The sequence below is a fragment of the Bradyrhizobium sp. USDA 3650 genome (genome assembly GCF_054057395.1).
In genome coordinates, this window is sequence record NZ_JBSRZG010000001.1 from 3,090,711 (window position 1) to 3,103,965 (window position 13,255).

Consider the following 13,255-nt stretch of genomic DNA (forward strand, 5'->3'; position numbering starts at 1 on the left):
CTCTTGTTCCCACATGGATCGCGGTCGCATGATCCGCTCTGGTGCTAAACCCTATCAGTCGCACACGAACATCAACCAGATTGTTCCGGCTTCGTGCCCGATCATAGGATCAGCAAGCCTTGAGAACCTATGCGGGGGCTCGTATTATTCGCGAAAGACAACCTCCGGCGGTTTCCCGCCGGAGGTTTATTCAACTAGCCGATCAGTCGATCTCGATCACCAGTTGCGTTGAGCGCGGAGCAACAGCGTGAGACTGTTCTGGTCCTTCAGCTCGTACACAGCAGCCGGTTTGGCGATACCCGACTGGACGGGCAGCGTCACCGTGCTTCCGCTCCCATACTTTTGGTCGAGCATTGTGTAGGCGAGTTCGGCGGAGAAGGTCAGGTTCTTTACTGGTGTCCAGCGTGTGAGCGTACCAATCACCGAGTAATTGAAGTTGGGATTGCAGCCGCCAACGCCGCTCGACAGCGCAAGGCTCGCGACAAAGGCGCTGCAAATGTAGCCCTTCGCCGTGCTATTGTACCGTACAGCAGTCCATGCACCGAAGATGGAGGTGCTCCATCGCGGGTCCCAGTTGTGGGTGTAGCCACCCTGGAAGCCGTAAGTCGTGGTCAGCTCGAGGCCAGAACCCGTCACAAACACCGAGTCAGAGAGACCAGCAAGACCGATGCTCTGGTAAGCGCCCGCAGCCCCAGTCCCACCGTACATAGCATAGGTGGTCGACAGATAGTCGTGGAAGTTGTAACGGCTCGCACCATTGGTATACACTCCCGACATGTTAATCGTGTCCCCCGGGCCGGTCGGGATGTTTTTGATCGACAACGCCAGCTGCCCAGCCCAACCCCACTTGTCGCCCGGATGGCCTGTGGCCTCGGACGCGCCGTAATACGCAGGATGGTTGTCATGTGCGGCAGCCGAGGCCTGGAATAGACCCCAAGCCTGATCAACGCGGAGCATCGCAACCAAATCTGGAGCTCGCGAACCGCCGATGTCGTTTGCACCGTACGCACCGGTCGAAAGACCTGCGGCTGTCGCAGCACTTACGTTCCAAACGTTGGTTGTATAGTTGGCGACTTGATCCTGAGCAGAGAACGAGACTGTGATGCCCTGACCGAAATCGGCGGTATAGCTGATCTGGTTGACGGGATCCCAGCCGCCACCCCCCGGCAATTCGAAGATGTTCGCTGGATACTCGGCCCAAGGCGTCGTGAACTGCGAGCTAGCCTTACCGAATGTGAACCCAGCGAATTGCATGAAGGCGTAGTAGACCCCTAGCGAACCGCCAGCGACAGCAGAACCGGTCGACGTGGTGTAGGCGGTGGACCCATTCACAGCGGTGGTACCAGCGCCCGTATAGGTACCGCTGGTCCAAGTGAACACACCCTCGAAGTAGGTGCGGAGCACACCGTACTCGGTCGCGGTGCGCGTATCGATCGTAAGGTCTTCGCGAGAGCGAGCGTTGTAATAGTCGCTCAGGCGGTTGCGAGCGCCGCCAATGCCATTGTTCGCAGCGTCGTGATGATAGCTAGTGCCGAGCGCCACTTCGGCGCGCAAATAGCCGCCTAGCTTGATGCACGTGTCGGTACCGGGAATGTAGTAAAACCCCGCGCCGTACAATGAGCAGACCTTCACGTATTCGATCGCCTTGGCCTTCACGGGGAGATCGGCCGCAAGCGCGCTGCTGCACACCAACATTGCCGCAGAACCGAGAATGAGACTCTTTGTCAGTTTCATTGATGAACCCCTAAGTTGGAAACGCCGTTTCCGTCTTTCAAAGATCCGCCGTTCTAGACGCGCCTCACGGGGCGGGTGCTTGACGGAACGACTTCGAGGCGCCCCCTCGCTGTCCATCGTCGTATAATTCACGGCATCAATTATTACAATTAATTATCTAAGGGAGGCAACAGGTCGAGCGGACATGTTGCCTTGGAGCAACACAATGCTACCAGCTACGTAGAAAAGGGGTCGTAGCAGCAAAAAGACCCCCCAAGGGGCATCCCGGAGGGTCCATTTTGGAGGTTTAACATGACCGCTGGACGTAAACCGTTAACGGTCTGGTAACAAAAGTAGTATAGTGCAATTGTTGCTGTCAATTACTTTTTTGAGGTAGTGGACATGTTGCGCGCCTCTCACATTCTCCAAGACGGACATGAGCGTCCTCAGTAATGAGGAATGAGTTGCGCGTCAGCGGCACCGAGGATTGGCGGAAACAAGATGGCCGAAAAAGAAGAACAGGATAGAGTCGTCAGGGACTTCATCTGGAATATTGTCGAGATCCACTCTCAACTTCAGGAAATCCATAAGGGCTGGGCCCAGATGATGGGGATAACCGAACCTCAGTGGTTGATCTTGATGGCGATCGACGAGCTCGACAGAGGTAGCGGAGTCTCCGGGATTTCGGTTGCGAACAAACTCAGGATCCATCCCGCTTTTGTGACCAACCAAACGAAAAAGCTCGAAAGCATGGAGCTACTTGCCCGGGTGACGTCCCCTGACGATGCAAGATTTCTGCAGATCTCGCTGACACAAAGAGCGCGGACTGAAATCGCGAAGCTCTCAATCAAAAGACAAGCTCTCAACTCCACGATGTTTGCTGGGCTTGACGAAGAGTCACTTGACTACCTCAACAAACGACTGGCCTCGATCGCGAAGAATAGCCGATTGGCGTCTCAAAAGCTGAATTTAGGATTATTGTAAGCGCCATTTGGTTACCAACTTGGCCAGCGAACCTGCCGATTAGAACTTGAGAGCTTCAAAAAGACGAACTGAGTTGTGCCCAACGTTCGGAAATAGGTCACGGCCGGATTCGCGATTTCGGTCCTTAGGCGGCGCTCGATTACAATGGCTCATGCAGGTGACCTGCCGCTGAACTTTCATCCATTGGCGATTAGAGTCTCGGCGGATGTGAAGTGCTCCCCAAAACTAGGCCAGCTGATGCTGGAATTTTCCGGGGTTTAGCTCATGCCGGCGGGGGCGCCGATGAGCCATTCAACAGCGATATCGGCGCCTTGTTGCCGATCGCGCTATGGGGCCGGACTTCGTTGTAGTCTCTACGCCAATCCTCCATTTTCTGCCGGGCGTCGTCAAGGCTCAGGAACCAGTGCGTGTTCAGGCATTCGGTTCTGAACTTGCCGTTGAACGATTCGATGAAGCTATTGTCCGTCGGCTTGCCGGGACGTGAGAAGTCGAGCACAACGCCTCTTTGATAAGCCCAGATGTCGAGATCGCGGGAGATGAACTCCGATCCCTGATCCACACGAATGCTCTTCGGGTAGCCGTATCTCACCCGCGTCGCGCAGATGTCCTTGATCCGGTGTTTGAGAGCGGCCTGGTCGCCGCGCTTCGACTTGTAGACGTAAAGAGCGCGATCAACCCGAAGCGTGGAGCAGGCCCGCCTGACTGACACCTTCCAGTCACTTCGCACCTTGTCGACAAGCTCGCGCTTGCGGCCAGGCCTCAGAGCTTTTTTGAGAGCACATCCTGAAGCATGGCCTTGTCCAACGACAGGTCGGCGACAATCCGCTTCAGCTTCGCGTTCTCTTCCTCAAGCTGACGCAGCCGCTTCATCTCCGAGGGCATCAAGCCTGCATACTTCTTCCGCCAGTTGTAGAAGGTTGCCTCGCTGATCCCGGCCTTGCGGCAGACCTCGGCCACCGCCGAGCCGTCTTCAGCCTGCTTCAGCACGAATGCAATCTGCGCCTCTGAAAACTTCGATGCCTTCATGGAACTCTCCTCGTCCCGTCAGGGGATCATAAATGGAAAATTCCAGCTCAAACTGGCCTAATTTGGCGGGGGCGCGTCAGCGGTAATCGGGACTCTTCTTGCGGTGCCTGCTGCCAATAAAGCTATGGAGCCGATCTCTGGATTAGCTTGTGCTCTAGCCAAGCAAAAATAGAATCGTCCGAGGTCACAAAGTTTTCAATCTCGCCCATTGAACCTCTGGTTATTCTTGGTAGGGCGACCTCCAAATCAATGCCTGCTGCCGTGCAGTCAGCTTGCAGTTTGATCGCCTCCGATACGCAGACGTTTCCCGGTCCGCCTGCGACGACGAGTGCTGGGCATCTCAAATGTTCCACCATTCGCAAGCGACGCCCCGAGACGATATCCGCCCCCGCTTCATCTGCAGTTCTCGTCATCCAGGTTACAGAGGCGAGAACTCGCGTCCAATTCCAAAGGCCGCCATCGCAAACCGCCGCAGCGACCCGGCGATCAGATACCGCGAAATCAGTAGCCAGAACAGCCGACAACCCTTGTCCATAGACGCCAACGTGAGCGGAATCGATCTCGGGCCGAACTAATAAGTAATCCAAGCAGGAAGACAACAAGGCTTCCGATTGGCCGCCCCAGTGACTTGAGACATCCTCATGAGCGACCACCAAAACCGCGATGCTTCGACCGATCACCGCCGGGAAAACTCGTCCAAGCAGCGTGGCAGCAGACTCTTCTTCCCGGCTGATGCAGATAACGGCCGGAGCAAACAAATCGCGACTAAAGGCGGGCAAGTAGTAGGCTAGAAATTCGGAGTCATCGTAACTTCCGATTTGCACACTTTCTACCTTACGTTTCAAAGAAGTCGCTAATCTTTGAACACCGGTCTCGATTTTTGCGATGATCGCTTCGGTTTGTTGATCGTCTTCATCGCCTAGCCGCTTGGCAACTTCAAAGGCTGTTAGCGCACAAAGCCATGCCTCCGCCGCCTCATCCAAGGCGCCCTTTTTGATCTTCAGGTCGCCAAGGATACCTTGCTCATCCCCGAGCTTGGTCCATTTTGAGATCCAGCTCTGCCGTCCTACAGACCTAAAGTTCTCGTTGAGAGTTAGATTGTCCAGAAACGCCGCAGCGTGTTGCCGCGCGGACGCAACATCGCGCCTCTCAGGAGGCCAACTAGCGTCATGCATCCAATTCGCCCCTTGATCCTGACCCTCACCGTCCGCTCCGGAGTCGTCAGAGAACCTTCCACCCATAGAAATCGAGAGGTCTCGCATTCAAGCGGCGGGCAGCTAGTCGATTCTCGCAACTCGTCTTTTTCACTTTTCCCAAATATGACAGAAATTATAGTCGAAATTCCCCAATATGGCTCTTCGGAACTCAGAATTTCCGCGCACAACCTAGAAAGTTCGCGGTTTTTTCATGTACTGAATAACGGCAAGCTCTGGACTTCACGAGCAAAGCACCGGAGGTGATCTGAGCTTGGGGGTTGTTGGCTTGGAGCCAGCTAACTGCCAGCTGGGCTGAAGGAGATGAGAGCGAGCTAATCGAGACACGCGACAAAATCTTCTTGAACAATCGTGCACTGGCTCGCGATGTCTGCGGCTCGAGGAGACGATTGAGATCGCCCACAAAGCACTCTCGCATGTCGACGCCGATAAACTTGACCGAGAAATCCAGGTGCAGTGTCGACCACGCGCTCTGATGTGCGTCCATCAACCCCTCGGCTATCCAATGAAAAGCGCCCCAGCACCGCCAGGGGGACACTAAGGTCCTGCGCCCGGACAACAGACCAGTTTCAACCTGGCTCCAGGACGGAAATCTCCCGAGTTTAGAAAGGCCCACCCGGTTTTTACCGCCATCATAGCATCACTCACGTTTGTAAGTTCGTCACGACTCAGGCGGGTACCCCTCGGCGCCAAGGTCCCAAAACAGACCAGTCATGAGGCGAAGCCCTTCGCGCGCCAGAGGAGCAAGCAAATGCTCGTCTGGCGCATGTTGGCAGCAACCAGCGTAAGAATGGGGCACCCAGACGGTAGGCATTCCCAAAATATCGGTAAAGACGTCGTTGGCGAGTGAACCGCCGATATTGGGCAATATATTCGCCTTTTGGCCGACCGTCTGCTCGATCGAAGTTGCTGCGAACTTCGCCCATGGGTTGTCAGGATCCAGCCGCGTGGCATTCATGATCATGCCACTCGTCGGCACGACCTCGATCTCGCCAAAGCCGTGCTTGGCCAAATGTCGACTCAGCGCCGGCAAGATATCATGAGGATCTGTGCCAACCACAAAGCGCAGTTGGCAATGCGCAACAGCGTTTGGAGGAATAGCATTCTCCGGCTGATCCGGGTCGCCTGTCTTGAAGGCCAATACCTCAAAGTTGTTCCAGCCAAACACGCGTTCGGCCGGTGACAGCGATATTTCACCCCATTCCGGATCGATTTTAGTCGTGTTATCGCCCGCATCGATGTGGACATCGGCCAACGCCGCGCGCACTGAACCGGACAGACTCTGGGGCCGCCACTCTGGCACCTTGATCTGCCCGCGGTCGTCAGTGATGACTGAAAGTGCATGAGCCATTACGATACCAGGGTTGGCCAGCAGACCGCCCCAGTTGCCGGAATGATGGCCGCCTTGGCGGTAATTGAGTTTTAGTGTGAAGTTAAAGACGCCACGCGCACCGCCCGAGATGGTGGGACGGTAACGATCGACTCTTGGGCCATCCGAGCCAATTAGCACGTCGGCCATGAGCTTATGCTTGTTTGCGTTGCAGAAGTCCGCCAGCCCCGGCGATCCGACCTCTTCACCGGTTTCAATCAGGATGGTCGAGTTGAAGCCCAGCGATCCGCGCTCAGCCAAAACACACTCCAGTGCGCCGATATTGATCGTATGCTGCCCTTTGTTGTCGGCTGTACCACGGCCATAGAGGCGGTCCCCCTCTATCACAACTTCCCAGGGCGACAGGCCTGAGCGCCACCGTCCTTGTTGCCCGCGAACCACATCGCCATGGCCGTAGGTCAGTACGGTTGGCCGGGCCGGGTTCTCGAAACGGCGTGCTATTAGAAACGGTCCAAATTCGGGGCGTGGGTTGAGCACTACCTCGCACTCGTAGCCGAGCTTCTTGAGTGATTTGGTCATCTCGCCCGCAACATATTGGTGCAGGGCTGGGATCGAGTCCTTTTCCTGGCTCGTCGTTGGGATCGCCACGCGCCGTTGCAGGTCAGCGAGAAAGCCACCTGTGTCGAAATACATCTGTGCGCGCTCGAGCGCCCCGTTTCGTGTGCCCGTCATGTCCATAGTATATGGAACGACGTCGGCAGATTTTCGGACTTGCCTGCGAATATACGATGAATGCATGCGCGATGTAGACCTTTTTTGCTCAAATCTTTCGATCGCTTGTAGGCACAATGGGATTGGCTAACTACCAGGACAAGCTGACGGTACCGAGCCGCGCCCTCTGCGGGCCGCAGAACACTCCACCGAAGCCAAATTATTTCTGCATTGTCGCGGCCGGTCGAACCTTTTTGGTCAGGCCGGCCTGTGATCAGGTAGTGCCATCGGCTGCCACGCCGCGTCGTTCAAAACCAACCGATCCATCACGCCCAAAACTGCCTCCCCAAAAGCAGTCTTGAATCTGATTTGGTCCTAAAAGGGAATCCTTAGAGTCCACACCACCTAGCTAGGGCTCGCGATGCCAAATCAGGATCATTGGCCGGCCACTACATCAGCATTTTGGGGGCGCGTCATATTGCGATCGGGGGCGGATCGTTGTTGTCGCGCGCGTCTTTCATTGCTGGCGCGATACACCCCATGTTCATCGGCAGGCCACTCTCCACGTGGCAGAGAACCTCAAGACTATCGAGCTGGCATGGCCCGCTCAGCGATCTTCGCCCAGTAGGAGCAGCCGAAGGGGATCGCGTCATCGTTAAAATCGTATTTCGGATGGTGGAGACCCGCCGTGTCCCCGTTCCCTAGAAACATAAAAGCACCGGGACGCGCGTTCAGCATAAACGAAAAATCTTCGCTGCCTAGCAGCGGCTCGGAGTTACGACTGACGCAACCTTCTCCCACCAACTCAGCGGCTACATCGGCGGCGAAGAAAGTCTCTACCTCCGTGTTGCGCGTGATCGGATAACCATCCTGATAATTGAGCACCGCCCTGGCACCAAAAACCTTTGCCGTATGCTCGACGATACGGTTCATCTGTTCCTTGATTAGATCCCGCACGCCGGCCTCGAGAGTGCGCACAGTACCCTTCATCCGGAGCGTTTGCGGGATAACGTTGAACGCGTCGTCCTCGGTTTGAAATGAGGTTACCGACACAACAGCCGATTCGAGCGGAGCAATGGCGCGGGACACGATCGACTGAAGAGCGGTGACCATCTGCGCTCCGACGAGCGTAGTGTCGATACACCGGTGGGGCATCGCGGCATGGCCGCCAAGTCCTTCGATCTCGATGCTGAATGGGTCAGAGGCCGCCATGATCGAACCGGGACGGATGGCAAACTCGCCAACCGGCAAGTTAGGCATATTATGCATACCGTAGACCTGCTGAATGCCAAAACGTTCCACTATGCCGTCGTTGACCATCTCGCGCGCGCCGCCGCCGATTTCTTCAGCCGGCTGGAAAATGAGGATTGCCGTGCCGTTAAAGTTCCGCGTCTGGCAGAGATACTTAGCGGCGCCAAGAAGCATCGCTGTATGCCCATCGTGACCGCACGCATGCATCCTGCCCTCAAGCTTGGAAGCATACGGCAAGCCCGTCGCTTCGACGATAGGAAGGGCGTCCATGTCGGCACGCATGCCGACGACTCGTCCGGAGTCCGTTTGCTTGCCCTTAATGACCCCGGCCACGCCGGTGTGGCCGATGCCTGTAACTACCTCGTCGATACCGAAGGCCCACAGTTTCTCAGTAACCGTGTCGACTGTCCGGCAGACGTCGAATCCGAGTTCGGGATTCGCGTGGAAATCGCGTCGCCAGCTTGCAATTTCAGCTTGGACGTCTGCAAACCAGTTGAGAGGGGGCATGTCATCTTCTCTTTCGTTACCGTGGTCGAACCGGCCGTTCTCTCTATCGAGGTGAAAACCCGTCCGTTAGCTCAGATCTCCGACGGCTTGAGTACGGCCAACAACGGCGGTGTCGTGAACCGCATGATCTGCTTCGGCGGCTCCGCAGGGTGCGAAAAGAATGCATCCTGCTCGGCTTTCTAGCCGCCGCGCAAACACGCCGTTTGCCGTATACAACTCAGGACCCTCATATCCGTCGATCCGACACGTCTTCATGCAGAAAATCCGCAAATATCGTCAAGACTCACCGCCAAGCGGCACAACGAAGCGGCTATACGATCAGTCGTTCATCGATCCTGGAGCGCACGTCCTGCATGTTGTCGATTTAGGCATATGCGCTTCCTGCCATCTGAACTTGCGGGAAGGGTTTATTGAACACGTTCGAAGCTGATCGACTTTGGCTTAGCGATTTACTCGTTAGCGGTTTCGCCAGCACGAATGGAAGCCAATTGCGTTCGCAATCCTCCGGTTCTCACAAGCTTGGAGCGTCCTCGGTGATCATCAGTCTCGCCCTCGATGCTCCTTGACAGGCCCCGGTTGGGGCGTTTTCCTCCCTGACTTGGCCGCGCGTAACCTCGCGCGGCCATTTTTTCATCGCAGAAGGCACTGATGTTGTTTGCAGAAGGAGGTGCGGACTTTACGAGGATGATCTCAGTATCCAGAAAGTTCCTTCTTGCCGCCAACTTTGAAATTCAGTTGCCGCCGACCATCGCACGGTTCGCAAAGCCAGTTGAATTGCTCTGAAGCGCCTCTATCGAAAGCAAAGGGTTGGCAAGACTGAGCGAGATCCCCTAGGGATGAGAACTGTTGGCTTGCATATGCTTTTCGATAAGGTGCGCGCACTATTGCGAAATGCTCGCCCGCTACTGAGCGGTCCACGCGGGATTCACTCACGAACCGGTGCGAATGCTGCCAAGTGTCCTCTCAACATTGGTCACCAGCGGGAGCAACCGGTAGGGTGAATCCCACTTTGACTCGATTCAAAACGACCATAGTCTCAAAGCGCTTTATGTCTGAGTTTTCGTGAAGCAGCCGCCTCGTGAAATGCTCGTAATCTTCCATGTTATTTGCCGTGACGAGCAGGACGAAATCGGCTTGCCCGGTAACGTAGAATCCACTCATGACCTCAGTCATTTTGCAGATTGCCCGCTTGAACCTGTCAACGACGTCCGCCTGACCGCGCTCGAAGGAAATGAGAACCAGCATGGTCACATTTCGTCCGATCGCTTTTGGCGAGACGATCGAAATGTCCGCTTCTATGACCCCTTCCGATCGCAGGCGCTTCAGTCGGCGCTGTACTCCGGAAGCAGACAACCCCACTTTCGCGCCGAGCTCTTCGCTGCTCAGGCGATTGTTGCGTTGTACAAGATCAAGAAGCCGGGCGTCGATTCTGTCGAGTTCCATGGCTGGGCTACAGTCTATAGGAGATAACACGGTTGAGTTCATCTCGTTGAACCAATAGATCTTCACTAAACCCACCGGGCTTCGCTGGCGGCTCCGTGAACCGGACTGGGCCTCACCCAGACCGGACACAACGTCTGCCAGCTTAGCTGACCCAGTCCGTATAGGTAGCGAGCCCGCGCTTCCTGATTTGGCTGCCTATCACCACTCGCTGGATTTCTGACGAGCCTTCCCAAATCCGGTCAACGCGAACATCGCGATAGAGCCGCTCGACCGGATTCTCTCGCATGTATCCGCGGCCACCCAGAATTTGCACCGCTTTATCGATGACGCGTCCTGCCATCTCGCTCGCCTGTAGCTTCACTGCGCTTGCATGGGCGTGGGCCAGCTTCCGGTCTGGCCGTTGGGATGCCTGCCATGCGACACGATAGACAAGCGATTTTGCAGCCATGATTTCGACAGCCATGTCCGCGAGCATGAACTCGATCGCCTGAAAGTCACGTATCGCTCTGCCGAACTGGACACGTTCCGTCGCATAGGCGTTCGCGATTTCGGTCGCCCTTGTCGCTGCGCCGACACAATGGGCTGCGATCTTGAGACGCGTCTCGACAAACCAATCCTTCGTTAGGTCGAGACCGCCACCGATTGAACCAAGTATGTCCTCATCCCCAAGCTCCACCTCTTCAAATACGAACTCTGGATGCTCTGAAATGTAGGTATGCATGAACTTTGGTACACGCTTGACACGGACTCCCGGCCGATCTTTATCGACAAGAAATACTGTGGGCTTTGCCGGATCTCCATCGACATGGGCGTGCACCATGATGAAATCGGCGATATCGCCGTGGGTAACGAACCACTTTTCGCCAGAAAGATAGTAGCGGTTTCCACGTTGCACCGCCGTGGTTTTCACCTGGCGCGGATCGGATCCTGCGCCTGCTTCTGAAATTGCAAAGCAATACGTGCGTTCGCCGCGGCAACATGGCTCGAGGTAGCGCCGCCGCTGCTCGGCGTTGCCCTCCTTTAGAGGGATTGCGGGTTGGTACGCCACGCCCCAGATTCCGCCCGTCGCCATCCCGAACTGCTCGTTGACAAGCGCCTGCTCGAACAACGACAAGCCTTGGCCCCCATGCTCGGACGCATGGTTGATCGCATTGAACCCCGCCGCGAGGACCTCCTTCTTGAGCCGCGAGAAGATATCGCCAGGCAACGTGTTGTGCTCCTCGATCGCCATTTCGTTGGGAAAGAGGTGCTCCTTAGCAAACCAGGCGGCTCTCTCCTGCAGGTCGCGCTCGCGCTTTGAAAGTGTCAGATCCATGAGTCTCAATCCTTTCTCAAGTTGCTGCGCAACGGGTCAAATTGCTGCGCGCCAGATGCTTGCCGCCATCCACGAAAAGCACGGTGCCGGTGATATAGTCGCCCGCGGGGGATGCGAGGTAAGCGACTGCCTCGGCTACTTCCTCCGGTTCGCCCATACGCCGGATGGGCAAGATATCAATGCCGGCCTCGATCTGCGCCGGATTATATTGCGCGAGCCCGCTGGTCCGGATTGTACCTGGTGCGATTGCGTTGACGGTGATGTTGTACGGCGCCCACTCGCTAGCGAGCGTCTCAGTCAGGCTGATGACTCCGGCTCTCGCTGCGGCGCTATGCGCGTAGCCAGGCAAGCCGCCTGCAATGGAAAGCACAATGTTGATAATACGCCCGCGACCACCCGCAGCGATGAGGCGTCCCGCGAATGCCCGCGACACGTGCCATGTTCCTGTGAGATTGAGATCGACGACCGCCCGAAATCCGTTCGCGGAGATGCCCAGCGCAGCGGCTTCGAACTGGCCGCCGGCGTTGTTCACGAGCACGTCGGGTATAAGCCCGCGCTCGGACAAACTGTCGAAAGCCGCCTCAACGTTTTGCTCATCGCGGATATCGACCGTTTGCACATCCACAGCAATCCCTTTCGTCTGGAGGCGATGTGCCGCCGCCGCAAGGCGCTCGGCGCTTCGAGAGACAATGATTACGCTGGCGCCGAGTTCGCCCAGTTGTTCTGCGATCGCAAATCCAATGCCGCTGCCACCTCCGGTTACTAGCGCAACTCGGCCGGCGAAAAGTTTTGACGCAAAGACCTGCCTCATGCTGTATGTCCGCGGCGATCAACAACGAAAGGACAATCGAGATGATGAATGTGCATTCGCGGCGCAACGGGGCGGTGTTCGAGATCGTGTTGGATCGACCGAGCGCAAACACGATCGACGGAGCAACGAGCCGAGCGCTTGGCGAAGCGTTCATTACATTGCGTGACGATCCTTCGTTGCGCGTGGGTATAGTTACCGGTGCCGGCGAACGCTTCTTCTCGGCCGGCTGGGATCTCAAGTCCGGTGCTGACGAATCGCCGGACCGCGATTGGGGTCAGGGGGGCTTCGCTGGGCTTACGGAGCTGTTCGATATTGCCAAGCCAGTGATCGCCGCGGTGAATGGCCTCGCCGCCGGCGGCGGTTTCGAACTTGTGCTGGCTTGCGATCTCGTCGTAGCAGCTGAGCATGCCGAGTTTCTTCTCCCGGAGGCACGCGTCGGAGTCATCGCCGATGCGGGTGGCGTGCTCCGCTTGCCGCGCCGATTGCCGTACGCGATCGCGATGGAGATGTTTCTCACCGGGCGGCGCATGAGCGCTGATGAAGCGCTGGAACGTGGGCTGGTCAACGCCGTCACGCCACGAACCGAGGTTCTCCCGCACGCGCGTCAACTTGCGGATAGCATCTGCACCTCGGCACCTCTTGCGATTGCAGCCTACAAGGAGGTGCTGCTGAAAACTGAGAACCTGCCGCTGCCTGAAGCGTACCGCGTTATGCGGAGCGACGCGTGCCCGGCCTACCATAGGCTGCGTGCTTCCGAGGATTTTAAGGAGGGACCACGCGCGTTCGCCGAAAAGCGGCCGCCGCGCTGGCGAGGACGTTGAATGACTATGCAGCCTCACCGAGACGGCTGGGATCGTGCTGCAATGGGCGAAGACATCCAAGGAAATGGAACACGGCGGAATGCAGCCGCGCGGGCGTCCACGCGTCTCAAGCGGCTGGAGAACGCGACG

The 13,255-nt window shown here is 56.7% G+C and carries 10 protein-coding genes and 1 pseudogene; 2 read left to right on the top strand and 9 right to left on the bottom strand.

Translation table 11 applies throughout. The annotated features are described in order from the left end of the window. Window positions 1-216: 216 nt before the first annotated feature. Window positions 217-1,734, bottom strand: coding sequence for a porin (locus ACVIN2_RS14365; protein ID WP_456766069.1), 1,518 nt, complete (start codon window positions 1,732-1,734; stop codon window positions 217-219). Between the two features lie 480 nt (window positions 1,735-2,214). Between ACVIN2_RS14365 and ACVIN2_RS14370 the strand changes: the two genes are divergently transcribed. Further along, window positions 2,215-2,697 carry a MarR family winged helix-turn-helix transcriptional regulator gene (locus ACVIN2_RS14370; RefSeq protein WP_456766070.1) on the top strand — a complete coding sequence of 161 codons (483 nt, stop codon included), beginning with the start codon at window positions 2,215-2,217 and terminating at the stop codon, window positions 2,695-2,697. Between the two features lie 262 nt (window positions 2,698-2,959). On the opposite strand, the pseudogene ACVIN2_RS14375 reads toward ACVIN2_RS14370, so the two are convergent. The 8 genes and pseudogenes from ACVIN2_RS14375 to ACVIN2_RS14410 form a co-directional block, all read right to left on the bottom strand. Then, window positions 2,960-3,723, bottom strand: a pseudogene (locus ACVIN2_RS14375) (integrase core domain-containing protein). 122 nt (window positions 3,724-3,845) lie between these two features. Further along, window positions 3,846-4,898, bottom strand: coding sequence for an alpha/beta hydrolase family protein (locus ACVIN2_RS14380; RefSeq protein ID WP_456766071.1), 1,053 nt, complete (start codon window positions 4,896-4,898; stop codon window positions 3,846-3,848). Window positions 4,899-5,088: 190 nt separating this feature from the next. Then, the gene (locus ACVIN2_RS14385) at window positions 5,089-5,424 is read right to left on the bottom strand and encodes a hypothetical protein (RefSeq protein WP_456766072.1); all 336 of its coding nucleotides are present in this window, start codon (window positions 5,422-5,424) and stop codon (window positions 5,089-5,091) included. Window positions 5,425-5,598: 174 nt separating this feature from the next. Next, on the bottom strand, window positions 5,599-7,065 hold the full coding sequence (locus tag ACVIN2_RS14390; protein WP_456766073.1) for a M20 family metallopeptidase: 1,467 nt from the start codon (window positions 7,063-7,065) through the stop codon (window positions 5,599-5,601). Window positions 7,066-7,563: 498 nt separating this feature from the next. After that, complete coding sequence (locus ACVIN2_RS14395; protein WP_456766074.1) at window positions 7,564-8,736, bottom strand: M20 aminoacylase family protein; 1,173 nt, start codon at window positions 8,734-8,736, stop codon at window positions 7,564-7,566. Between the two features lie 963 nt (window positions 8,737-9,699). After that, window positions 9,700-10,179 carry an Lrp/AsnC family transcriptional regulator gene (locus tag ACVIN2_RS14400; RefSeq protein ID WP_456769720.1) on the bottom strand — a complete coding sequence of 160 codons (480 nt, stop codon included), beginning with the start codon at window positions 10,177-10,179 and terminating at the stop codon, window positions 9,700-9,702. Between the two features lie 142 nt (window positions 10,180-10,321). Then, complete coding sequence (locus ACVIN2_RS14405) at window positions 10,322-11,494, bottom strand: acyl-CoA dehydrogenase family protein (RefSeq protein WP_456766075.1); 1,173 nt, start codon at window positions 11,492-11,494, stop codon at window positions 10,322-10,324. Window positions 11,495-11,510: 16 nt separating this feature from the next. Then, the gene (locus tag ACVIN2_RS14410; RefSeq protein WP_456766076.1) at window positions 11,511-12,305 is read right to left on the bottom strand and encodes an SDR family oxidoreductase; all 795 of its coding nucleotides are present in this window, start codon (window positions 12,303-12,305) and stop codon (window positions 11,511-11,513) included. Window positions 12,306-12,346: 41 nt separating this feature from the next. On the opposite strand from ACVIN2_RS14410, the gene ACVIN2_RS14415 reads away from it, so the two are divergent. Then, window positions 12,347-13,126: an enoyl-CoA hydratase-related protein gene (locus ACVIN2_RS14415; protein WP_456766077.1), complete on the top strand. Its 780-nt coding sequence runs from the start codon at window positions 12,347-12,349 to the stop codon at window positions 13,124-13,126. The last annotated feature ends 129 nt before the right edge of the window (window positions 13,127-13,255 follow it).

Coding starts and splice junctions, on each gene's coding strand:
- ACVIN2_RS14365 (WP_456766069.1), bottom strand. CDS start 1,734: ATGAAACTGACAAAGAGTCTCATTCTCGGTTCTGCGGCAATGTTGGTG.
- ACVIN2_RS14370 (WP_456766070.1), top strand. CDS start 2,215: ATGGCCGAAAAAGAAGAACAGGATAGAGTCGTCAGGGACTTCATCTGG.
- ACVIN2_RS14380 (WP_456766071.1), bottom strand. CDS start 4,898: ATGCATGACGCTAGTTGGCCTCCTGAGAGGCGCGATGTTGCGTCCGCG.
- ACVIN2_RS14385 (WP_456766072.1), bottom strand. CDS start 5,424: ATGGACGCACATCAGAGCGCGTGGTCGACACTGCACCTGGATTTCTCG.
- ACVIN2_RS14390 (WP_456766073.1), bottom strand. CDS start 7,065: ATGCATTCATCGTATATTCGCAGGCAAGTCCGAAAATCTGCCGACGTC.
- ACVIN2_RS14395 (WP_456766074.1), bottom strand. CDS start 8,736: ATGCCCCCTCTCAACTGGTTTGCAGACGTCCAAGCTGAAATTGCAAGC.
- ACVIN2_RS14400 (WP_456769720.1), bottom strand. CDS start 10,179: ATGGAACTCGACAGAATCGACGCCCGGCTTCTTGATCTTGTACAACGC.
- ACVIN2_RS14405 (WP_456766075.1), bottom strand. CDS start 11,494: ATGGATCTGACACTTTCAAAGCGCGAGCGCGACCTGCAGGAGAGAGCC.
- ACVIN2_RS14410 (WP_456766076.1), bottom strand. CDS start 12,305: ATGAGGCAGGTCTTTGCGTCAAAACTTTTCGCCGGCCGAGTTGCGCTA.
- ACVIN2_RS14415 (WP_456766077.1), top strand. CDS start 12,347: ATGATGAATGTGCATTCGCGGCGCAACGGGGCGGTGTTCGAGATCGTG.